Annotated in this window: 21 protein-coding genes; 7 read left to right on the top strand and 14 right to left on the bottom strand. The window is 63.3% G+C overall.

Translation table 11 applies throughout. From position 1 onward, the window contains the following. Positions 1 to 382 precede the first annotated feature (382 nt). From ACVDHI_RS11870 to ACVDHI_RS11860, 3 genes are all read left to right on the top strand, one after another. Positions 383 to 1,900: a YifB family Mg chelatase-like AAA ATPase gene (locus ACVDHI_RS11870; protein ID WP_052815775.1), complete on the top strand. Its 1,518-nt coding sequence runs from the start codon at positions 383 to 385 to the stop codon at positions 1,898 to 1,900. A gap of 132 nt (positions 1,901 to 2,032) precedes the next feature. Further along, positions 2,033 to 2,932 (top strand): acyltransferase, encoded by a 900-nt coding sequence (locus ACVDHI_RS11865; protein ID WP_039039683.1) that lies wholly within the window; start codon positions 2,033 to 2,035, stop codon positions 2,930 to 2,932. A 7-nt stretch (positions 2,933 to 2,939) separates the two neighbouring features. Beyond that, positions 2,940 to 3,896 carry an acyltransferase gene (locus ACVDHI_RS11860; protein ID WP_202043281.1) on the top strand — a complete coding sequence of 319 codons (957 nt, stop codon included), beginning with the start codon at positions 2,940 to 2,942 and terminating at the stop codon, positions 3,894 to 3,896. Here ACVDHI_RS11860 and ACVDHI_RS11855 read toward each other — a convergent pair. Together ACVDHI_RS11855 and ACVDHI_RS11850 are read right to left on the bottom strand one after the other, a co-directional pair. Beyond that, entirely contained in the window at positions 3,842 to 4,327 is a 486-nt protein-coding gene (locus tag ACVDHI_RS11855; protein WP_029314879.1) for a DUF523 domain-containing protein, read from the bottom strand. The two genes, ACVDHI_RS11860 and ACVDHI_RS11855, sit on opposite strands and share 55 nt — an antisense overlap. 76 nt (positions 4,328 to 4,403) lie before the next feature. Continuing rightward, complete coding sequence (locus ACVDHI_RS11850) at positions 4,404 to 5,054, bottom strand: NUDIX hydrolase (protein ID WP_029314880.1); 651 nt, start codon at positions 5,052 to 5,054, stop codon at positions 4,404 to 4,406. A 74-nt stretch (positions 5,055 to 5,128) separates the two neighbouring features. Here ACVDHI_RS11850 and ACVDHI_RS11845 point away from each other — a divergent pair, with 74 nt between their 5' ends. Both ACVDHI_RS11845 and pncB read left to right on the top strand, forming a co-directional pair. Then, a complete protein-coding gene (locus ACVDHI_RS11845; protein ID WP_323891929.1) occupies positions 5,129 to 5,764 on the top strand; it encodes a nicotinamidase in 636 nt (211 codons plus the stop codon). A gap of 101 nt (positions 5,765 to 5,865) precedes the next feature. Continuing rightward, complete coding sequence (gene pncB / locus ACVDHI_RS11840; protein ID WP_010676094.1) at positions 5,866 to 7,044, top strand: nicotinate phosphoribosyltransferase; 1,179 nt, start codon at positions 5,866 to 5,868, stop codon at positions 7,042 to 7,044. A 74-nt stretch (positions 7,045 to 7,118) separates the two neighbouring features. Here pncB and ACVDHI_RS11835 read toward each other — a convergent pair whose 3' ends face one another. From ACVDHI_RS11835 to rph, 9 genes are all read right to left on the bottom strand, one after another. Then, the gene (locus ACVDHI_RS11835; protein WP_010676095.1) at positions 7,119 to 7,727 is read right to left on the bottom strand and encodes a thiol:disulfide interchange protein DsbA/DsbL; all 609 of its coding nucleotides are present in this window, start codon (positions 7,725 to 7,727) and stop codon (positions 7,119 to 7,121) included. Between the two features lie 209 nt (positions 7,728 to 7,936). Further along, on the bottom strand, positions 7,937 to 8,926 hold the full coding sequence (locus ACVDHI_RS11830; RefSeq protein WP_039039688.1) for a serine/threonine protein kinase: 990 nt from the start codon (positions 8,924 to 8,926) through the stop codon (positions 7,937 to 7,939). 74 nt (positions 8,927 to 9,000) lie between these two features. Next, positions 9,001 to 10,449, bottom strand: a complete 1,449-nt coding sequence (ccoG, locus tag ACVDHI_RS11825; protein WP_323907238.1) for a cytochrome c oxidase accessory protein CcoG — start codon at positions 10,447 to 10,449, stop codon at positions 9,001 to 9,003. 197 nt (positions 10,450 to 10,646) lie between these two features. Then, positions 10,647 to 10,910, bottom strand: coding sequence for a YihD family protein (locus tag ACVDHI_RS11820; RefSeq protein WP_201927158.1), 264 nt, complete (start codon positions 10,908 to 10,910; stop codon positions 10,647 to 10,649). Positions 10,911 to 10,940: 30 nt separating this feature from the next. Continuing rightward, entirely contained in the window at positions 10,941 to 12,095 is a 1,155-nt protein-coding gene (locus tag ACVDHI_RS11815) for a GGDEF domain-containing protein (protein ID WP_039039690.1), read from the bottom strand. A gap of 153 nt (positions 12,096 to 12,248) precedes the next feature. Beyond that, complete coding sequence (cueR, locus tag ACVDHI_RS11810; protein WP_010676100.1) at positions 12,249 to 12,638, bottom strand: Cu(I)-responsive transcriptional regulator; 390 nt, start codon at positions 12,636 to 12,638, stop codon at positions 12,249 to 12,251. Further along, positions 12,635 to 15,064: a heavy metal translocating P-type ATPase gene (locus ACVDHI_RS11805; protein ID WP_447212115.1), complete on the bottom strand. Its 2,430-nt coding sequence runs from the start codon at positions 15,062 to 15,064 to the stop codon at positions 12,635 to 12,637. Before ACVDHI_RS11805 ends, cueR begins: the two co-directional genes overlap by 4 nt. 179 nt (positions 15,065 to 15,243) lie before the next feature. Next, positions 15,244 to 15,897, bottom strand: a complete 654-nt coding sequence (gene pyrE / locus ACVDHI_RS11800; protein ID WP_010676102.1) for an orotate phosphoribosyltransferase — start codon at positions 15,895 to 15,897, stop codon at positions 15,244 to 15,246. 83 nt (positions 15,898 to 15,980) lie between these two features. Beyond that, positions 15,981 to 16,697, bottom strand: a complete 717-nt coding sequence (gene rph / locus ACVDHI_RS11795; RefSeq protein ID WP_447212114.1) for a ribonuclease PH — start codon at positions 16,695 to 16,697, stop codon at positions 15,981 to 15,983. A gap of 146 nt (positions 16,698 to 16,843) precedes the next feature. Here rph and ACVDHI_RS11790 point away from each other — a divergent pair, with 146 nt between their 5' ends. Beyond that, entirely contained in the window at positions 16,844 to 17,707 is an 864-nt protein-coding gene (locus ACVDHI_RS11790) for a YicC/YloC family endoribonuclease (protein ID WP_010676104.1), read from the top strand. A gap of 183 nt (positions 17,708 to 17,890) precedes the next feature. On the opposite strand, the gene ACVDHI_RS11785 is transcribed toward ACVDHI_RS11790, so the two are convergent. From ACVDHI_RS11785 to waaF, 3 genes are all read right to left on the bottom strand, one after another. Further along, entirely contained in the window at positions 17,891 to 18,769 is an 879-nt protein-coding gene (locus ACVDHI_RS11785; protein WP_226044851.1) for a DMT family transporter, read from the bottom strand. A 111-nt stretch (positions 18,770 to 18,880) separates the two neighbouring features. Beyond that, positions 18,881 to 20,149, bottom strand: coding sequence for a lipid IV(A) 3-deoxy-D-manno-octulosonic acid transferase (gene waaA / locus ACVDHI_RS11780; protein WP_139736541.1), 1,269 nt, complete (start codon positions 20,147 to 20,149; stop codon positions 18,881 to 18,883). Between the two features lies 1 nt (position 20,150). Continuing rightward, positions 20,151 to 21,248, bottom strand: coding sequence for a lipopolysaccharide heptosyltransferase II (gene waaF / locus ACVDHI_RS11775; RefSeq protein WP_039040986.1), 1,098 nt, complete (start codon positions 21,246 to 21,248; stop codon positions 20,151 to 20,153). Positions 21,249 to 21,586: 338 nt separating this feature from the next. On the opposite strand from waaF, the gene ACVDHI_RS11770 reads away from it, so the two are divergent. Next, positions 21,587 to 22,363, top strand: a complete 777-nt coding sequence (locus tag ACVDHI_RS11770; RefSeq protein ID WP_010676108.1) for a glycosyltransferase family 2 protein — start codon at positions 21,587 to 21,589, stop codon at positions 22,361 to 22,363. Positions 22,364 to 22,383 lie beyond the last annotated feature (20 nt).

Here is a 22,383-nt window from a genome sequence, read left to right as displayed (position 1 = left end):
GGAAAATCCTGTCCTTTGGTCGAAAAAAAACCCCCGGGCCGTGAGGCTCGGGGGTCGCTTGTTTCGTTCTGTCCGGTGGTGGGTCTATCCCTTGTTCCGTGCAGCCAAACGAGCCCCGAGCGGTGAGATAATAATCACCACTAGGACCACAATAATGCTGACGAAACGGGAGGCCATGTTCATAGTTACAACCGGAAATCCTGTGAAATGGGAGCGGAGCTTGCCGCGAATGGCTATTAGAACTAGCACGGTGATTTTTATTGGGCAAGCACTTTTTACCTGACAAGACTCTGATTTTGACTGCTCTGAAACCTGACGACTGGAACAAAAAACTAATAAAAAACGGTTAACCAGCATATACATCAAACCAAGGACGGTATTTATGTCATTAGCTGTTGTTTATAGCCGTGCCAGCCTGGGGATAGCGGCGCCGCAAGTCACGGTGGAGGTGCACCTCTCCAACGGCCTGCCCGCCTTCAACATGGTGGGGTTGCCGGAAACCTCGGTGAAAGAGTCGCGGGATCGGGTGCGCAGCGCCCTGCTCAACGGCAATTTCGAATTTCCGGCCAAGCACATCACGGTCAACCTGGCCCCTGCGGATCTGCCCAAAGAGGGGGGCCGCTTCGACCTGGCAATCGCCATCGGAATTCTCGCCGCATCCAAGCAGATACCCGCAAAATACCTGCTCGATCACGAATTTTTAGGGGAATTGGCCCTGACGGGCGAGATCCGCCCCGTGCTTGGGGTGCTCCCCTCGGTGCTCGCCTGCCGCGACGCAGGGCGCACCCTGCTGGTCCCACGGGAGAACGGTCCGGAGGCTTCCCTCATACAGGATGCCGAGGTGCGCACCGCCCACCAGCTGCTGGCGGTCACCGCCTGGCTGGCGGGCCAGTACGAACTGCCGCTGCCGGAACCCCAGAGCGCGGAGACCCTGCCCGACGTGCCGGATCTGCAGGATGTGATCGGTCAGTCCCAGGCGAAGCGGGCGCTGGAGATCGCCGCAGCTGGCAGCCACAACCTGCTGTTCATCGGCCCCCCCGGCACCGGCAAGAGCATGTTGGCCAGCCGTCTGCCCGGCATTCTGCCACCGCTGAGCGAACAGGAGGCGCAGCAGACCGCCGCCATCCACTCCATCGGCGGCCTCACCCCCCGCGCCGGCCACTGGCACCACAGGCCGTATCGTACGCCCCATCACAGCGCCTCGGCAGTGGCGCTGGTGGGCGGGGGTACCCATCCCAGGCCTGGCGAAATTTCCCTCGCCCACAACGGGGTCCTGTTTCTGGATGAACTGCCGGAGTTCGAGCGCAAGGTGCTCGACTCCCTTCGCGAGCCGCTGGAGACCGGGCACATCACCATCAGTCGTGCCGCCCGCCAGGTGGATTTTCCCGCCCGCTTCCAGCTGGTGGGTGCCATGAATCCCAGCCCCTGCGGCCATTATGGCGACGGCCAGACCCGCTCCAGCCCGGATCAGATCCTGCGCTATCTGGGCAAGCTCTCCGGCCCCTTTCTCGACCGGTTCGATCTGACGGTAGAGGTCCCGCTCTTGCCCAGGGGGAGCCTGACCGGCAAGGCGGAGCGGGGGGAATCGAGCCAGCAGATACGCGAACGGGTGCTGGGGGCGCGAGAGCGCATGCTGAGTCGCAGCGGAAAACTCAATAACCTGCTGGATAGTCGTGAAATCGAAGATGTTTGCAGATTATCGCCACAGGATGCCGAGTTTCTGGAAGGTGCCATCCAGAAGCTGGGGCTCAGCATCCGGGCCTGGCACCGCATCCTGCGGGTATCGCGCACCATCGCCGATCTGGCGGGGCACGCCACCATCGAGAGAGCGCATCTGATCGAAGCCCTGGGCTATCGTGCCATGGATAGGCTGTTGTCGCGGCTGCGCGGGGGCCAGTGAGCGGGGGAACGACAGCAGCCACCACCCGACTCGGAAAGGGCGCCACCATGGTCTAGTCGTGGGCCGGCTGATATTATGGCAACAGATCTGACCACTTGGTTGCCATCCACCGATACGAAGACGGATTCCACCATGCCCAACAAGCTGATAGAGCGACTGCGCGGCAGCCTCTCGACCCTGCTCTATTTCATCAACACCCTGTTCTGGTTTGTCCCCGTCCTGCTGCTTGGCCTCATCAAGCTGCTGCTGCCCTTCAAGGGGGCGCGACGTCTCTGCAACACACTCCTGGACGGCTGCGCCACCCACTGGATAGGTTTTAACAATCTGATCCAGAAAACCATCATCAACACCCCTTTCGATGTGGTCGGAGTGGACAAAGGGCGCCGGAATGAGTGGTATATGGTGATTGCCAACCACCAATCCTGGGTCGACATACTGGTATTGCAGCGGATTTTTAATCAAAAAATCCCCTTCCTGAAGTTTTTCCTCAAGAAAGAACTGATTTGGGTACCTTTTCTCGGTCTGGCCTGGTGGGCGCTGGATTTCCCATTCATGCGGCGTTATTCCAGAAAATTTCTGGAAAAGCACCCGCATCTGAGGGGAAAAGACATAGAAACCACGCGCAAGGCGTGTGCCCGTTTCCGCCATATGCCGGTGAGTGTGATGAACTTCGTGGAAGGGACCCGCTTCACCGTCGGCAAGCACGACAGGCAAGGGGCACCCTATCGTCATCTGCTGCACCCGAGAGCAGGGGGCATCGCCTTCACCCTGGCGGCCATGGGGGATCAACTGCACAAGCTGGTGGATGTGACCATCGCCTATCCCGGCGGCGTCCCCAGCTACTGGGACTTCATGTGCGGTCGGGTCAAGGAGATCAAGGTTCGGGTCCGCTTTCTGCCGATCGAACGCAATCTGGTGGGGGATTACTTCAATGACCCCGAGTTCCAACAAGAGTTTCAACAGTGGTTGAACGGGATCTGGCACGAGAAGGACCAGACCCTGGATAAGCTGCTGGCGGACAAGACGCAGTAAGACACTCATGCCAAACCTGCTCCCGGGCCCCCTGGTGCTGTTCATCAGCGCCGGCCTGACCATACTGTTTACCGCCCTGTGCGCCAGCCTGATCCTGCTGGTGTCACTGGCCAAACTGCTGCTGCCCGTGCCGGCCTTTGGTCGCGCCTGCAGCCGGCTCAACAACCGCTTCATGGGCCTGTGGCTCGGTTGCAACGCCCTGGTGATCCGCCTCACTACCCGCATCGACTGGCAGATTGAGGACAATACCCGGCTGCGCAAGGATGGCTGGTATCTCATCATCAGCAACCACATGAGCTGGACCGATATCGTGGTGCTCGGCCACCTGTTTCGCAATCGGCTACCGGTGCCCAAGTTCTTCATGAAGCACGAGCTCATTTACATACCGCTGCTGGGGCTCGCGTGCTGGGGGCTGGACATGCCCTTTATGCGCCGCTATTCGAGAGAGTTTCTGTTAAGAAATCCACATCTGCGGGGCAAGGATATCGAGACCACCCGCAACGCCTGCGAGAAGTTTCGCCACATTCCCACCACCGTCATCAACTTCGTGGAGGGGACCCGCTTCACCGATCAGAAGCGCGAGGCCGCCCGCTCCCGCTATCGCCATCTCATGCCCCCCAAGGCGGCAGGACTCGCCTTCACCCTGGCAGCCATGGGCGATCAGTTCGACAGCCTGATCAACGTCACCATCAGCTACCCGGACAACCCCGACACCCCCTTCAAGGATTTCCTGATGGGGAAGATGAAGCGCATCCGGGTGCGGATCGAGGAGCTGCCGGTGGACGAGCAACTGGTGGGGGATTACTTCAACGACAAGCAGTTCAAACGCGGTTTCCAGGAGTGGCTGAACGCACGCTGGAAGGAAAAAGACGACGTGCTGGCGCAGTGGAAGGCGGCCGATGCGGCGGCTCAGACCGATCCGCAGGCAGCCAAGGCGAGCGCCGAGGCCAGCTCGGGCAGCTGATCCTCGCTGAACACCGCGATGCCATGGCGGCGCAGCAAAGCCGTGGTCTTGCCCTCTCCCGCCAGTGAAACCCCTTCGAAGCGGCCATTGTAGATGCGACCGCTGCCGCAGGAGGGGCTCCCCTCCTTCAGAAGGGCGAAGCGAATGTCCTGCTGCTGACAGAGGGCCAGCGCAAGGGCGGCGCCCCGATCGAACTCGGCCGTCACATCCAGCCCGCTTTCGGTGACCACCCGCTCCCCCTGGCGCTCGGCAGGGGGGCGTGGCGTCGGCAGGCCACCCGCCACCTCGGGGCAGAAGGCCAGCGCCCGCCCCTCGGCTCCCAGCGCCTGCAGCCAGTCGCTGACAATCCCCTTGCTCTGGCCGTCGTAACGCACTGGCTGCCCCAGCAGACAGGCGCTCACCAGCACCTTGTGCATTCCCGTCTCTCCCATGCTGTCACTTCCTGTGTGAGGTGCCAGTGCACCAGACCCGCTATGGGGCGACAATCCGGCTTTCGCAGACATCGGCTTATGCTTCCGCACCGTGCATCACCTGATCGAACATGACGCAACAGGGGGTCTCTAGCCGATAGAGGATGGCGGGACGTTGCTTGCCGGTGCGCTTGCGCCCTGTATCCACTAGGATGTCGGCACGGTGGAGCCGCTTGCGAAATGCGGCCGTGTTCATGGGGGTCTGCAGGACGATCTCGAACGCCCGTTGCACCTCGGAGAGGGTGAATTCTGCCCCCAGCAGATGCAGCGGCAGGGTGCTGTAACGGCTCTTGATGCGCAGCCGCTCCAGCCCCATGGCGACCAGCTTGCCGTGATCGAAGGCGAGTTGCAGGCCGGGCAGATCGTCCAGAGGATGCCAGCGACCGCGCACCGCCCCCCCATCGGGATCCGCCAGACAGAGATAGACCAGGGTGGTGGACCAGCCGCGGGGATCCCGCTCCAGGTTGCCGAGGGTACAGACCTGTTCGCTGTAGCAGTGCTCCAGCCCCCACTCTGCCAGCAGGCGATGGCGAGCCGCGTCCAGATCCCGATCCCGGGTCTCGTCGATGCGCAGGGCCGGCAACTGCCAGCAGTGGGCAAAGGGGGGGCGATCCCGGGTCTCGAGAAGCAGCTCGAGCCGCTCCTCGCGCAACCGCAGCACCACCATATCCAGACTCATTCTCGGCATCCTGGTCGACCTGCTCGCCTTCTAATAATGTTTGGTAGATAATATCACAAGAATATTATGTGAAGGAGCCATCCATGGGAATCATCGCCAGCCTGGATATTGATGCGCAGAAGGGATTCACCCCCCTCTGCCCGAACGAGCTGCCCGTCGCTGGCGGGGATACCATAGTGGCGGCGCTCAATGCCCAGGCTGCCCTCGCCACCCTGCGAGTCGGCAGCAAGGATGCCCACCCTGCGAACGCCCCCTGGGTGGTGACCGAACCCGGTGCCATGTTGCAACCCCTTGCACTGGCGAATGCCGATCTCACCTGGCCGGCCCACTGCGTGCCCGGCACACCTGGGTTCGAGCTGCTCGACGGCCTGCCCGCCCCCATCGACTACGACTTCTTCGTCTGGAAGGGGGTCGAGCCGGACCTGCATCCCTATGGTGCCTGCTATCACGACCTGGCAGAGCGGCGCAGCACCGGGCTTATCGAGTTTCTGCACGCCCGCGGCGTCACTACCGTGCTGGTCGGCGGCCTCGCCACCGACTACTGCGTCAAAACCAGCGTGCTGCAACTGCGTCACGCCGGTTTCCGGGTCATCGTCCACCTCGACGCCTGCCGCGGCATCGCCCCCGAGACAATCGACCAGGCCCGCACCCGGATGATCGAGGCCGGCGCCGAGCTGGCCCAGACCTTGGCCGACATTCAACGCCTGCTGGATGCCTGACATGCCTTCCATTTTCCACTGCCCACCCGACACCGGCGCCCACCCGTCACAGATGCAGCCAGAGTGCGTTGCCCGCGCAGCACTCATCACAGGAGCCTGATATGCCTCCCATCCTCCACAGCCTGCTCGACACCGATGCCTACAAGCTGCACATGCAGCAGGCGGTGTTCCATCGCTATCCGGATGCCGACGTCGTCGCCGAGTTCCACAGCCGCAACGAAGAAGACCTGCTGCCCATGATGGGCCAGATCGAGGAACAACTGCGCCTCGCTGGCTCCCTGCGCCTGACCCGGTCCGAACTCGACTTTCTGGCCGAACGCCCCTTCTTCACGCCCGACTACCTGGACCACCTGCGCCGCAAGCCGCTGGACGCCTCCCTGCTCAAGGTGTTCGAACAGGATGGCCGCATCAATGTGCGGGTCGAAGGCCCCTGGCAGGACGTGATCCTGTGGGAGATCCCGGTGCTCGCCATCATCAGCGAGATGCGTAACCGCTTCCGTTATCCCCAGTTCGGTGTCAGCCAGGCACTGGAGCGGCTCGATCAGAAGATCGACAAGCTGGAGCGGGAGCTGAGCCGGGAGGAGATGAGCGAGTTCAACCTCATCGACTTCGGCACCCGTCGCCGCTTCTCCCTCGCGGTACAAGACGCCGTGGTGGGTCGCCTCAAGGAGCGGCTGCCGGCGTTTCGCGGCACCAGCAACTACCTGCTGGCCCAGAAGTACCGGTTGCCCGCGGTGGGCACCCAAGCCCACGAGTGGTTCCAGGCCCACCAGCAGCTCGGCTTCCCGCTGGAGCTCAGCCAGCGCGCCGCCCTCACTAGCTGGCTGGACGAATTCACCAACCACCTCGGTATCGCGCTCACCGACTGCATCACCATGGATGCTTTCCTGCGTGACTTCGACTTCGAGCTGGCGAGCCGCTACCAGGGGCTGCGCCACGACTCCGGCGATCCCGTGGTATGGGGCGAGAAGGCCATCAGCCACTATCAGCGGCTCGGCATCGACCCTGCCGAGAAGACGTTGGTCTTCTCCGACGGGCTCAACCTCGACAAGGCCGTCGAGCTGCTGCGCCACTTCCGCGGCCGCATCAACACCAGCTTCGGCATCGGCACCAAGCTCACCTGCGATCTGCCCGGCGTCAGCCCGATGAACATCGTGTTCAAGCTGATGGAGTGCAACGGCGGCCCGGTCGCCAAGATTTCCGACAGCCCGGGCAAGACCCTCTGCCGGGATGCGGACTTCATTCGCAACCTCAAGCAGGCCTTCCACGTCGGGGTCTGAGTCAGGCCCGCGAGATGCCAAACAAAAAGCCCGCCGGTTTGCACCGGCGGGCTTTTGTATCGACTCAGGAATGATCAGTCCTTCTTGGCCAGCAGGAATTTCACCAGCTGGTTGAACTGCTCCTGGGAAGTGATGGATTCAATCTTCACCATGTATTTGCCGTTGACCAGGAAGGCCGGCACACCGCGCACATTGTAGCTCTCGGTGTTGCGATCGAACTGGGAGACCATGCCGGAGACGGCGAAGCTGTCGACGGCACCGTCGAACTCCTCGGCCGGCACGCCATTGTCCACGAAGACCTGCTTCACGTCGGCGCGGCTCTGGGGGATCTGGCGCTGGGTGTGGATCTTGTCGAAGATGGCCGGGGTCAGCTTGCCTTCCACGTTCAGCAGATTGGCGACGGCGTAGGCACGCTGCATCTCGGGACCCATTTCACGGCCCAGGAAGGCCACCGGGTTCTTCTTCATCGGCACGCCTTCCGGCAGGCTCTTCTTCAGATCCTCGGCAATCGGCTCGAACTTGGCACAGTGCGGGCAGAAATAGGAGAAGAACTCCATCACTTCCGGCTGGGCGCTGCCGGTCTGGCTGACCACGTCATAGTTGACACCTTCCTTGAATTGCGGGGCGGCGTGAACCATGGGGATCATCAGCATGGCAGCGAGGAAAAATAGTACTTTTTTCATGACGTTTCCTGTTAAGGGATCACTGTGAGGCACGCCCGGCGAACCGAAGCAGTCCAAGCCTATTGCCTCACCCTCGTGCCGTCAATGGCAAAGGCAGACAGGCGGGACCGCCATCCCGCCTCCCACGGGCACCTTGCCGCTGTGGCAATGGTGCGGGCGACACCACCAGCGGACGCCCCGTGGCGTGGCGATCTGCCGGGTTCACGCCCCTACCACTGCGGCATCAGGCTGAGCGGCGGGGCCTTCAATGCCTCGAGCTGATCATGCAGGGTCGCAATCTGCTGGCGCCAGTAGTGTTCGGTGTTGAACCAGGAGAAGTGGCGGGGGAAGGCGGGATCTTCCCAGCGTCTTGCCAGCCAGGCCATGTAGTGGACGATGCGCATGGCACGCAGCGGCTCGATGAGCGCCAGCTCCCGCGGGTCGAACTCCATGAACTCCTCATACCCCGCCAGCAGGGTATCGAGCTGGATCTGCTGCTCATGACGCTCCCCGTTCAGCATCATCCAGAGATCCTGGATGGCGGGGCCGGTGCGGCAATCGTCGAGGTCGACAAACAGGGGGCCGTCACGCCACAGGATGTTGCCCGGGTGGCAGTCCCCATGCAGGGAGATGCGCGCCACGTCCAGGGTCATGGCGTCGCATACGTGCCGGATCAGCTCGTCCAGCACCCCGAAGAAGGACTTGGCCAGCCCGCTCGGCAACCACTCGCCTGCCGCCAGCAACTGACGCGGCTCGTGCAGCATGCTCTCCACATCCAGCGGAACCCGGTGATGAAAGGCATGGCTGGCACCGACGCTGTGAATGCGACCGAGGTAACGCCCCACCCACTCCAGCTGGTCCAGGTTGTCCACCTCGAACTGACGCCCCCCGACGCTCTGCCAGATGGCAAACGGGTAGCCCTGATGCTCCAGCAGGGTCTCGCCGGCAAAGGCAATGGGAGCGGCGACCGGGATCTCAGCTTCACAGAGGCGAGCGGCAAACGCGTGCTCTTCCAGGATCTGGGCCCGGCTCCAGCGACCGGGGCGGTAGAACTTCACCACGTAGCGACGGCGATCCTCATCCTGGAACTGATAGACGCGGTTCTCGTAACTGTTGAGCTCGATAAGGCCGGAGTCGATGCGCAAGCCGCTGAGATCGATGGCATCCATGATGAGATCGGGATTGAGGTCGGAATAGTTGAAACGCATGTCATCCACCATAGAAAAGGGGCGCTGTTGCGCCCCATTCTATCACCACTGTCTGCCGTTGCCGTGCATGGCGGTGCGCTTTGCCGTCACAACCTGCTGATAAACTTGCTCGGTTGGCGCAAGGTCCCCTTGCTGTCGTCCGGCGCCGCGCCTTCCCGCTTGAGCACGAACTGGACGTCCAGAGTGGGGCGCTTCAGGTTGAAGGGATCCACCGCCAGACTCACCGGCAGGGTATAGATCTCGCCCGCCTTCAGGGTCACCTCGCGAGGACCGAACCACTGGTACTCCGGCAGCCCTTCCACGTCCAGCCGGTAGGTCTGGGAGTTCAGGGTCTTGTTGAGGATCTTCAGGGTATAGGTGTTCTCGATGAGCCCTTCACTGTTTTCCCGGAACAGCTGGTTGCGATCCCGCAGGATATCGAGCCCCATGGGCATGATGGACATGGCGTTATAGACGAAGACCCCCAGCATGACGACCATCACCAGGCCATAGCCAATCAGCTTGGGCCGCGCCACCTGGGTTTCACTGTGGGCCAGCTTGTGCTCGGTGGTGTAACTGATGAGCCCCTTCGGATACCCCATCCGCTCCATGGTCTGATCACAGGCGTCGACACAGGCGCCGCAGTTGATGCACTCGTACTGCAGGCCGTCACGGATGTCGATGCCGGTCGGGCAGACCTGCACGCAGAGGTCGCAGTCGATGCAGTCCCCCAGCCCCAGGGCCTTGGGATCGGCCTTGCGACCACGGGCGCCGCGAGTCTCGCCACGCTGGCTGTCATAGCCGACGATGTAGGTGTCCTTGTCGAACATGGCGGACTGGAAGCGGGCATAGGGGCACATGTGGATACACATGATGGCGCGCATCCAGCCGGCGTTGCCATAGGTGCAGGCGGCAAAGAACAGCACCCAGAAGATGACCCAGCCTCCCGCCTGCAGGGTGAAGAAATCGGGCACCAGGTGGAAGACATCCTGGAAGTAGGCGACGAAGGTCAGCCCCGTGCCCAGCGACAGCATGATCCAGGCCAGGTGCTTGGCGCCCTTCCGGGCCAGCTTCTCACCGCTCCAGGGCGCCGCATCCAGCTTACGACGCTTGTTGGCGGCCCCTTCCAGCTTCTCCTCGAACCAGATGAACAGGAAGGTCCACACCGTCTGGGGACAGAGATAGCCGCACCAGACCCGGCCCAGGAAGGTGGTCACGAAGAAGAGGGCGAAGGCCGCGATCATGAAGACCCAGGCCAGCAGGGTGAGATCCTGCGGCCAGATGGTGGCACCGAAGATGTGGAACTGCTGGTGCTCCAGATCGAACAGCACCGCCTGACGGCCGTCATAACGCAGCCAGGGCAGGAGGACAAAGAGCGCGACGAAGAACCAGCCCATGGCCTTGCGCACCCGCTGCCAGTAGCCGGTCTGGGAGCGGACATAGATGCGGTTGCCGGGGTTGAACCTGTCATCTCCCGCCTTGAAGGTGTTGGGATTGAAGGTCCCGGTGACGTCACCGGTCACATCCTTGATGTCGATCTTGTCCTTGTCGGCCATTGCAACACATCGCTCCACTCATATTGTTATGAAAGCGATTATATCTTAAACAACCTGCTAATTGTGTGGGTTAAATGTATCTATAGTTCGAGTCCCGTCGCAATTTCAGGCAACAAAAAAGGCCCATAGCCAGTTGACTATGCGCCTTTTCACAGATTCTCTTGAAACCTTTCTCTGATGGCGATGTGACGGCCGGATTACTTGATGCCGCGGGCCTTGAGCAGGGCCTCCTTGAAGTCGGGCACGTGATCCTTGGCCAGCCCCGGGATCATCGCCTTCTTGTCGGATTCCCGCATCTTGAGGTGGTAGATCAGCATGTCGTCGGTCAGTGCGGACAGGGGACCGTCAAATCCCGCCTCCTCGGCCAGTTTGGCAACAAACTGCACCAGGCTGAGATCCTGCTCCTTGATCCAGGCAGGCTGCAGCAGTTCCAGCAGCTCTTCGATACGATGACATTGCATAGACGACCTCTTTAATCTGTCTTGTGAAACTCAGGCAACCTTACCCATCAAGGCTACTTCGATACGATCCCGGCCATTATGCTTGGCCTGATAGAGCGCCGCATCCGCTTTCTGGATAAGCTCGGCAATGGAGTGATGCTGATCCGGCACCAGGGTCGCCACCCCGAAGCTGCAACTGACCCGCCCCGAGACCCGGGATTTGTGGTGGGGAATGCCGAGAGCTCGCAACGAGGTACGCACCTGCTCGGCGATCTGCATGGCCCCCTGCAAGGTGGTGCAGGGCAGCAGCAGGGCGAACTCCTCTCCGCCGTAACGGGCAGCGAGATCGTCTTCCCGCCGCAGCACTTCGGCCAGCAGGCTCGCCACCTGTTGCAGGCACTGGTCCCCCACCTGGTGACCATAGTGATCATTGAACTGCTTGAAGTAGTCCACATCCACCAGCACCAGAGAAAGAGGCGCCCTGGCACGGTGGCAGCGACGCCAGGCGCGCGCCAGGGAGTCGTCGAGATGGGCCCGGTTGGCGATGCCGGTCAGACCGTCGAGGCGGGACGTGAGCTTGAGGTGCTCGGAGACCGCCTTCAGCTCGGCCACCAGATCCGCATTGGAAAAACTGTGGTAGAGAGAGGCCACCTGATCCCGCCGCAGGCGCCGCAGCAGGGTCGGCAGAAAGACGAACAGATACCCCGCCAGCATGCAGGAGACGATACGCTCCTGGGTGTTGCCGCCACTGAGCTCGAACAACATGGCAAACCCGAGGGGCAGCACGGCCCCATAGAGGGTACGACGGCTGCCGAACAGCATGATGGCGCTGCCGGTCAGGATCAGGCTGGAGAGCATCATCATGGCGGCACGATAGGTGTCGGGCAGCTTGTCCATATAGAGCAGCACGCCCAGTGCCCAGACGATGGAGGTGATGGTCACCCCGACAAAGAGTTCGCGCTCGAGCACCGGCAGCGGAAGCTCCGCTAGCCTGGGCTGGCGCCAGCGCAAATGCCACCAGCGCCCCAGCAACAGCAGCAGGACCAGACCGAGCCAGCCCAGCGACTCGCTGGCCGGCAGGTAATCGTGGAACAGCAGGCTCCAGCTGATCGCCAGCAGCCCCAGGCAAGGCAGGCTGAAGGAGGCATGGGTATAGAGCTGGACCATGATGGCCCGCCGCACCTGATATTTCACACTCTGTGTCAACTGGGTACTCCCTGTACAAGAGCCGCACAGTTTAACACTCCCCTTTCCTGCTCAACAATCAATCGACCGCTATTAAGCTGCCACTCAGCGCGTCCTCTCCCGCACAGGCCCCGACAGACCCTTTTCTGCAGGGTCGAATGGCGCAGCCCTCCCTCACCCTTTCTCCAGCTCGTCGAGGATGGGGCACTGGGGATTCGCATCTCCGTGACAGCAGCTCACCACCTCCTCGAGGGCGCTGAGCATGGCTTGCAAACCGGCGATGCGGGAGCGCAGATCGACGATTTTCTCCTGGGCCAGCTTCTTCACCTGGGCACTGGTTCTGTGCTCGTCCCGATAGAGCGCCAGCAGCTCCTGACACTCCTCCAGATTGAAGCCGGTCTCCCGCGCCCGCTTGACGAAGCGCAGCTCCCGCAGGGAGGCATCCGTATAACTGCGATACCCGTTGTCGCTGCGGACTGGCGACGAGATGAGGCCGATGCTCTCGTAGTAGCGGATGGTCTTGGCGGTCAGGCCGGTGGCCTTGGCGACCTTGCTGATGTTCATGAATGACTCCTTTGGGATTCAGATGCACGCAGTCTGCCCGCCCGGGGCTGCCAGCGCTTCAATAACAGGGAATTGCTCAAGACGGTGATACTGCTCAAGGCCATGGCCGCCCCCGCCAGCTCGGGGCTGAGGTAACCCAGTGCCGCCAGCGGAATGCCGATGATGTTGAACACGAAGGCCCAGAACAGGTTCTGCTGGATGGTGCGCCAGGTGGCCGCCGAGATGTCGATGGCATCGGCCACCAGCCGCGGATCAGACCGCATGAGGGTGATGGAGGCGGTCTCCATCGCCACGTCGGAGCCGGAGCCCATGGCGATCCCCACATCCGCCGCCGCCAGCGCAGGAGCGTCGTTCACCCCGTCCCCCACCATGGCCACCAGCCCGCTGGTTTGCGCCCGCAGCGCCTCGACTTTTTCCACCTTGCCGGCTGGCAGCACGGAGTCAAAGGCCCCGTCCAACCCCAGCTTGGCGGCGATATGGGCCACCGGCGCCGGCGCATCACCGCTCACCAGCCAGCTGGCGATGCCGCGCTGGCGCAGGGTGGCGATGGCATCCGGACTCTCGGGGCGCAGGGTATCGGCCAGGGCCGCAATGCCAGCTACCACGCCGTCGATGGCCACCCAGACCCGGGTCGCGCCGTCGGCAGGCTGTTTATCCTGCGCGGGTACCTCAATGCCGAGCTGAGCCAGCAAAGAGCCATTGCCGATGGCGACCGTATGACCGGCGACCTGACCGACAATACCGGCACCGACCCGCACCTCCACCGCCTCCGGCTGGGGCAGCGTAGTCTCCTTGCCGACCGCCTCGCGCATGGCCAGCGCCAGCGGGTGTTCGCTCGCCTGCTGCAGGGCGGCGGCAAGACGCAGCTGCTCGGCTGTGCCGCTCCAGCTCGCCAGCACGGGCCTGCCCTGAGTGAGCGTACCTGTCTTGTCGAAGATAAGCGCCTTGATGGCGTGGGCCTTCTGCAGGGTATCCACGTCTTTTATCAGAATGCCATGGCGCGCCGCCACCCCGGTACCGGTGACGATGGCCGCCGGCGTCGCCAGCCCCAGCGCACAGGGACAGGCGATCACCAGCACGGCCACCGCCGCCAGCAGCGCCTGACCGAAGTCGCTGGTGATGGCGTACCACACCAGCAGGGTGAACAGGGCAATGGCCATCACCACCGGCACGAACACGGCAGAGACCTTGTCCACCAGCTGTTGCAGCGGCGCCTTGCCCATCTGGGCACTCTCCACCAGGGCGATGATCTTGCTGAGGCTGGAATCCTCCCCCACCGTAGTGGCTTCAATTTCCAGCACGCCGGAGCGGTTGATGGCACCGCCCAGCACCTTGTCGCCCTCACCGCGCGGCACCGGCAGGCTCTCGCCGGTGAGGATCGACTCGTCCAGCTCGCTCTCGCCGCTCACGATTCTGCCATCCACCGGCACCCGTTCCCCCACCAGCACCCGCAGCCGATCGCCGCGCAGCACCTCGTCGATGGCCACGCTCTGCCAGCGCTCGCCGCGCCAGACGGTGGCGGTTTCCGGCCGCAGCGCCATCAACTCGCGAATGGCGGACTGGGTGCTGCGTCTGGCTCGCGCTTCCAGCAGTTTTCCCAACGAAATCAGGGTAATGATGATGGCGCTCGCCTCGAAATAGAGCTGGCCACTGGCGGCCATCCCCAGATTAAGCAGCAGATAGAGGCTGTAGAAGTAGGCCGCACTGGTGCCGGTGGCCACCAGCACATCCATATTGGCGGAGCGGTTCTTGATGGCGAGCCAGGCGCCGCGATAGAAGCGGGCCCCGATCCAGAACTGCACCGGGGTGGCGAGCAGCAGCTCCAGCCAGGCGGGCAGATGCCAGGGGAACAACCCGGCCATGGCCAGCATCCCCACCAGCAGCGGCAACGTCAGCAAAGCCGAGACGATGACCCGGGTTTGCGCCTGACGGGCGCTGGCGGCCTCCTGCGCTTCCCGCTCCAGCAACTGCTGGCGGCGGCCGCTGGCCGAGCCCTGTGCCAGTTGGGCGCCAAAGCCGAGGGCCTCGATCTGCTCGCGCAGGGCCGCTGGCGTCTGCATCCCGGGTACCAGCACGATACGAGCCTGCTCGATGGAGAAGTTGACGTCGGCGGAGATGACGCCGGGCAGCGCCGCCAGCATCTTGTTCAGGCGGGCCGAGCAACCGGCACAGGTCATGCCGGTGATTTGAAACAATATGGTCTCACTGCCGTAGTCATAACCCTGCGCCTTGATGCTCTCCAGTACCGCCGGCAGACGGTCGGGGCTGGTCAGCTCGATGGCCGCCTGCTCCAGCGCGAAGTTGACGGTGGCCGATACCCCGTCGAGCTTGTTGAGGGCGGTCGTGATGCGGCCGGCGCAGTTGGCGCAGCTCATGCCCGTGAGGGGCAACTGCAGATGAATGGGTGATTGAAGATGAGTGCTCATGTTGTTCCTCCCCGGAACCCGTCGGCACCACAAAACGCCGACTGGCAAACCCTAACCTTTACTGTAAGGGTAAGCTCAAGCCACATGATCCACTTTTTGCAGATGAAAAAACGGCGCCCGTTTGCTGCCAGAGAACAAACGGGCGCCGCCTTCAACTATTGCGCGGTATACGCGGCGACTCAGATACCGTACTGGGCGCGGTAAGCCTTCATGGCGGCCAGTTGCGCCGCCAGCTCCGGCTGTTCGGCCTGCTTCTCTTCCAGATACTGGATCAAGTCGCTCATCTGGATGATGGCGATGATGTGAGCGCCGTAGTCACGCTCCACTTCCTGAATGGCGGAGAGCTCGCCCTTGCCCTTCTCCTGACGGTCCAGCGCGATCAGCACGCCAGCCAGGGAGGCGCCGTTGGCCTGGATCAGATCCATGGATTCGCGGATGGCGGTGCCGGCAGTGATGACATCGTCCACCAGCATGATGCGCCCCTTGAGCGGGCTGCCCACCAGATTGCCGCCCTCGCCGTGATCCTTGGCCTCCTTGCGGTTGAAGCACCAGGGCACGTCCACGTCGTGCTGCTCCACCAGCTGCACGGCGGTGGCGGAGGCAATGGGGATCCCCTTGTAGGCCGGGCCAAACAGCACGTCGAACTCGATGCCGGCATCCATCAGGGCGGCGGCATAGAAGCGGCCGAGACGGGCCAGATCGCGGCCGCTGTTGAACAGACCGGCGTTGAAGAAGTAGGGGCTTTTACGACCGGATTTCAGGGTAAATTCACCGAATTTGAGGACCTGTTTCTCCAGGGCGAACTCGATAAATTGACGCTGGTAGGCTTTCATTCTGGCTCCTTGCTTGGCTTGTCGTTGTCTTGTGTGGGGGTATAAAAAAACGCGGTCAATGCCGCGTTTTTCAAATCAGAAATTCAGGAGAGCGCCTGCTTCTGCAGCGCTATGATGTCGTCGATGCCGCCCTTGGCCAGCGCCAGCATGGCCAGCAGCTCCTCGTGGGTGAAGGGTTCGGCCTCCGCGGTGCCCTGCACCTCGATGATGCGACCATCTTCGGTCATCACCACGTTCATGTCGGTCTCGGCGGCGGAGTCTTCGATGTACTCCAGATCGCAGATGGCTTCGCCCTGATACATGCCGACGGAGACGGCCGCGATCATCTGCTTGAGCGGGCTCTGTTTGATCAGCCCCTTCTCCACCATCCAGTTCAGCGCATCCACCAGCGCCACGCAGGCCCCGGTGATGGCGGCGGTGCGGGTACCACCGTCGGCTTGCAACACGTCGCAGTCAACGGTAATGGTGTGCTCGCCCAGGGCACTCAAGTCCACCGCCGCGCGCAGGGAGCGGGCGATCAGACGGGAGATCTCCAGGGTACGGCCGCTCTGCTTGCCGGAGGCCGCTTCGCGGTTCATCCGGGAGTGGGTGGAGCGCGGCAGCATGCCGTACTCGGCAGTGACCCACCCCTGCCCCTTGCCTTTGAGGAAGCGCGGCACGCTGGTGTCGACGCTGGCGGTGCAGAGCACGTGGGTGTGGCCGAATTCCACCAGCACGGACCCTTCAGCATGCTTGGTGAAGTGGCGGGTGATGGTTACCGGACGCACCTGGGCGGCGCTGCGATCGCTGGGACGGGACATGGGACTGACCTCTGGGCTGGCTGAATTGGCGCAGGAGTATAAGCGATCGCTACTCAAATATCAGCCGCTAAAACCACCTCGTCGGCTGACGGAGCAGGCCTGGCTGAGTATACTGGCCGCACACTTCATCAAGCCCGGAACAATCAATGATTCACAGCATGACCGCCTACGCCCGCAAGGAACTCAAGGGCGACTGGGGCACAGCCGTTTGGGAAATTCGTTCGGTCAACCAGCGCTATCTGGAGACCTACATTCGCCTGCCGGAACAACTGCGCAGCCTGGAGCCGGTTCTGCGTGAGCGCTTCCGCGCCAAGCTGCAGCGCGGCAAGGTGGAGTGCAACCTGCGCTTCGAGGCCGCCCAGGCCGCTGCCAGCCAGCTCCACATCAATGAAGAGCTGGCCAAACTCATCATCGAGAGCGCCAACTGGGTGATGAAAGAGGCGGGCCAGGGTCAGCTCAACCCGGTGGACGTGCTGCGCTGGCCGGGCGTCATGGCTGCCGCCGAGCAGGACATGGACGTGGTCGCCACCGAGCTGATGGCCGGCTTCGACCTGACCATGGAAGACTTCCTCGCCTCCCGCGCCAGCGAAGGGGCCAACCTCAAGGCGCTGATCGAACAGCGTCTGGCCGGCATCCAGGTAGAAGTGAAGAAGGTGCGCGAGCACCTGCCGCAGATCATCGAGTGGCAGCGCCAGAAGCTCACCGACCGGCTGGCCGAAGCCAAGGTGGAGCTGGACCCGGCCCGCATCGAGCAGGAGATCGTGCTGCTGGCCCAGAAGATCGACGTGGCCGAAGAGCTGGATCGCCTGGAGATGCACATCAGCGAGACCAACAAGATCATGAAGAAGGGCGGCGCCTGCGGCCGTCGTCTCGACTTCATGATGCAAGAGTTCAACCGCGAGTCGAACACGCTGGGCTCCAAGTCGATCAACGCCGAGGTGACCCAGTCCGCCGTCGAGCTGAAGGTGCTCATCGAGCAGATGCGCGAGCAGATCCAGAACATCGAGTGATCTCCCTCATCGATGCACCAGCCCCCGCCACCCGGGGGCTTTTTTATGCTCGTTTCCCGCAGCGCTCAGCCGCCTGACTGATGGCAGCCTCGAGCAAAGGGAGCCCGACATGTACCATCACGCAAAGAGGGTCTGCCATGCAGACCCTCTCCTTCTTTTCTATGCATCCCCCACCCGCGCAGGCTAGACCGGTGACTTCAGCCTTCGGCTGCGCAGCAGCAGGGGGAGCTGGTAGAGCACCAGAGCGCCCAGCACCAGGCCGGCGCCTGCCAGCTTGGCGGGGCCCAGGGGTTCGTCATAGAAGAGGGTGCTTAATATCAGGGTCCAGACCGGTTCGAGCAGCATCAGCAGGGCGGCGTGGGCCGTGGTCATCCGGCTCAGGGCGTGGGTGAGCAGCCAGTAACGCAATGTGGTGGCGATCAGGACGCTGGCCGCAAACCAGCCCCAGATACCAGTGCCGATGCTGGCGGGCCACGGCTCGGTCAGCAGGGAGAGCAGGGTGCCGAGCAGTCCGGTCACCGCCAACTGGATGCAGGTGAGCCAGGTAGGAGGGATGGACTGGGCGAAGTGGCGGTGCACCGCGAGCTGGACCCCCAGAGTGGCGGCCGCCGCCAGAAACCAGAACAGGGAGAGCGACACGCCCCAGTGGGTGCTGCTGGAGAGCAGCAGCAGACCCGCGACGGCCACGGGCAGAGTCAGCCAGTAGTGACGGCCGGGTCTGGCCTTGAAGGCGGCCCAGGCGGCGAGCGGCGCCATCAGGGTGGCCACGCTCATGATGAAGGCGCCACTGCCGAGCGCATCGCTCTGGCTGATGGCGGTAACCCAGAACAGCAGGCTGGCCCCGAGCAAAGTGCCGCACCCGGCGGCGCGCAGCAGTTGTGAGCCACTGGGGGGCGGCTCGCGCAACCAGGCGAGCGGCAACAGCAGCAGGGCGGCCAGCAGGAAGCGGCTGCCGATAAAGGCGGCGGTGGGCAGTTCACGAATCGCCTCTTTCGAGAAGAGCCAGCCAGCGGCGGCCAGCAGGGTGACCAGTATCATCAACAGCAGGGGAGCGCGGTTCATCGGAGCATCACAGGGTCAGGGGCAAAGGGCAGAGCATAAAGGAAAGAGGCGCGGATTGTCTCCCGGGGTTTGGCAGACATGCTGGCGGGGCGGCCACCACGCCACCCCGCCTCAGTCGTCACTTTCCAGGCTGGCGAGGCAATGGGAGAGGGTGCGCGCCAGCGCCCCCTGGTTGCGCAGCACCACGGCGCGGGCCTGCTCCCCCATCTCGCGGCGAGCAGGGGCATCGCCGAGCAGGGTGCTCACCCGATGGCCGAGCGCCTCGGCGTCCGCCACCACGGCCGCGCCCCCCTGGGCCACCAGCTGGCGGGTGATGTCGCTGAAGTTGAAATAGACGGGGCCAGTCAAGCAGGGTTTGCCCAGCGCCGCCGGTTCCAGCAGGTTGTGACCGCCCACGGGCACCAGGCTGCCACCGACAAAGGCGAGATCCGCCGCCGCCAGCATCAGCGGCAGCTCGCCCATGGTGTCACCCAGGTAGATCTTGTCCCTCTCGCCGACCGCTCTGCCCGCCGTACGCCGCACGCAACCGTAGGGGGCGCACAGCTCGGCCACCCGATCGAAACGCTCGGGATGGCGCGGCACCAGGATCAGCAGGGCGGAGGGATGGGCCTTGAGCACCCGATCGAAGGCGGCCAGCACCTGCTCGTCTTCCCCCTGGTGGGTACTGGCGGCGATCCAGACAGGTCGTGCCTCCCCCAGTTGCTGGCGCAGGGCACGGCCCCTGGCCTGCACCTCGTCGCCAAACTGGATGTCGAACTTGATGGATCCGGTCACCGCCAGCCGGTTGCGCGCTATGCCCAGCCGATGGAAGCGATCCGCATCGTCCTGATGCTGGCACAGCAGGTGGGTCAGCGGGCGGCTCAAGGCATCGAAGGCCCCCTGGAAGCGACCATAGCGCTGACAGGATCGCTCCGAGAGGCGGGCATTGAGGATGGTCACTGGCAGGTGCCGTGCCTCGCAGGCCGCCAGCCAGTTCGGCCACAGTTCGGTCTCCATCACCCAGAGGGCACGGGGCTTGACGGTGCTCAGAAACGCCGAGATGGCCCAGGGATAGTCGAGAGGCGCATAGCGGTGCACCACCAGATCCCCGAGCTTAGCCGCCTGTTCAGCGCCGGTGCGGGTGGTGGTGGTGAGCAGGATGGGCAGCTCGGGGCGCTCGGCCTTGAGGGCGCGGATGAAGGGGGTGATGGCCAGGGTCTCCCCCACGCTCACCGCATGGATCCAGAGGGGAGCCTCCTGTCCGGTCGGCGGCAATCGTCCCAGATGCTCGGCCCAGCGTGCCCCGAAGCCGGGCTTGCCTTTTTTGGGCTTGTAGAGCGCCAGCAGCGCCAGGGGCAACCCCAAGTGGATCAGCAGGTTGTAGAGCAACCGGTAGATCATGCTAGCTATTACCTGGTACAGCAGCGGAGGATTCCACCGGCTGCCGCACTATGGTCAGATCTGCCGTTTCCCCACGCTCCAGCCGATTTCCCGCCTCGATGACCTGTTCCGGCATCAGTTCGATCAGGCACTTGAGGTGGCCGAACTTGCAGGTGCGCTTGAAGCAGGGGCGGCACTCGATGTCGGTGTGGACGATCTCGACCCTGTCCGCCAACGGTGGGGTATAGAGGGGCGAGGTGGAACCGTAGACGCCGATCAGCGGCCGGTTGAGGGCGGCCGCCACGTGCATCAGGCCCGAGTCGTTGGCGATGACCCGACCGGCCAGCGCCATCAGGTCGATCGCCTCGTGCAGGCTGGTCTTGCCCGCCAGCACGTGGCAGTTGGGGCGCGACAGGGGGTTGATCCGATCGCGGATGGTGTTGGCCACGTCCACGTCCTTGCCCGAGCCGAAGATCCATACCTGCCATCCCTCGTCGAGGTGCTTTTGCGCCACCACGGCGTAGTGCCCTTCCGGCCAGCGTTTGGCCGGGCCGAACTCGGCCCCCGGACAGAGTACCAGCACAGGGCGGGCACGATTCAGGCCGAGCCGCTCCAGCGCCTTGCCCTGGTTGATGAGATCCACGTGCAGGGAGGGATGGGGAATAGCGGGAATGTCGTCCCGACTCTTCATCTGCCCCTTGGGGTAGGCCAGAGCCACATAGCCTTCCACCATCAGCGGGAAGGCCTGCTTGTTGCTGCGCATGTCGTTGAGCAGACCGAAGCGGTGCTCCCCCTTCCAGCCGGTGCGCACCGGGATCCTGGCAAACCAGGGGATGAGGGCCGACTTCATGGAGTTGGGCTGGATGATGGCCTGATCGTACTGCTCCGTGGCCAGCTGCTTGCCAAGGCGGCGGCGTGCCCCCAGCTTGAAGTCACCGTGGCCAAGCGGCATGGGGATGGCCTTGTCCACCTCGGGCATGCGCTCCAGCAGCGCAACGCACCAGGCTGGCGCCATCACATGGAGCTCGCTGCCCGGGTGGTTGCTCTTGAGCGCCTTGTAGAGGCTCTGGGACATCACCATGTCGCCGACCCAGGAGGGGCCGATCACCAATATCTTCATCGCGCGTCTTCTCTCGGGACTGGCCCGGCTGTTGATCATTACTGGGCGAGATTATGCCCCAAGAAAGGCCGAAGAAATAACAGAAGATACCCGTCTGCTCCCGCAAAACGCCTCCCTGGCAGGATCTGCTCCCCCGCGCATCCCTCCTGAGGCCCTCTTCGACCCGGACACGGCGTGCCCTGGGCCACCGACTGCCGGGTAGCAGATATCCCCTTCCCCCGCATTCAAAAGCGGGCCCACCGGGCCCTCGGGTCATGCCCCGCGCGGGGTTTTAGGCTAGAATGGGCGCCAATCCGAGCATGACCCGCCCGCCGGGCACCAACAAGAGTCCCTTGCCTGTGAAAAAACCGACCCTGGCGGCCGTCCTGATCGTCAAGAACGAAGCCGACAACCTCCGTGCCTGCCTCGCCTCCCTCGAAGGCCTGGCGGATGAAATCGTCATTCTCGACTCCGGCAGTCAGGATGACACCCCGGCCATCGCCGCCGAATTTGGCGCCCGCTTCTTCGTCAACACCACCTGGCCCGGTTTCGGCCGTCAGCGCCGCCTCGCCCAGTCCCATGTCCAGTCGGAGTGGGTGCTGTGGCTGGACGCGGACGAGCGGCTCACCCCGGAACTCAGGGAAGCCATCCAGGGGGTCATGGCCAACCCGGCCAGCGACACCATCTACTCCATCCCGCGCCTCTCCTGGGTGTTCGGCCGCTTCATCCGCCACAGCGGCTGGTACCCGGATCGGGTGCTGCGCCTCTACCCCAAGGCGCTGACCGGCTACAACGAGGCGCTGGTACACGAGAAGGTGGAGGTGCGCGCCAACATGAAGATCGTCAACCTGCAGGGCGACCTCCTCCACTACACCTACCGGGATCTGGAACACTACCTGGTCAAATCCGCCGGCTATGCCCGCGCATGGGCCGATCAGCGCACCGCCCGCGGCAAGAAGGGATCCCTCGGCCAGGGGCTGGTCCACGCCGTCGGCTGCTTCCTCAAGATGTACCTGCTCAAGGCCGGTTTCCTCGACGGCAAGCAGGGCCTGCTGCTGGCCATCCTCTCCGCCCACTCCACCTTCGTCAAATACGCCGATCTCTGGGTTCGCCAGCAGCCCCAGCAGCCGAAATAGGGCATCGCGCCTCAAACATC

This window comes from Aeromonas sp. 25-248, from assembly GCF_053005425.1.
Note: the sequence above shows the minus strand (reverse complement) of the source record. Positions and strands in the feature narration are given on the sequence as shown.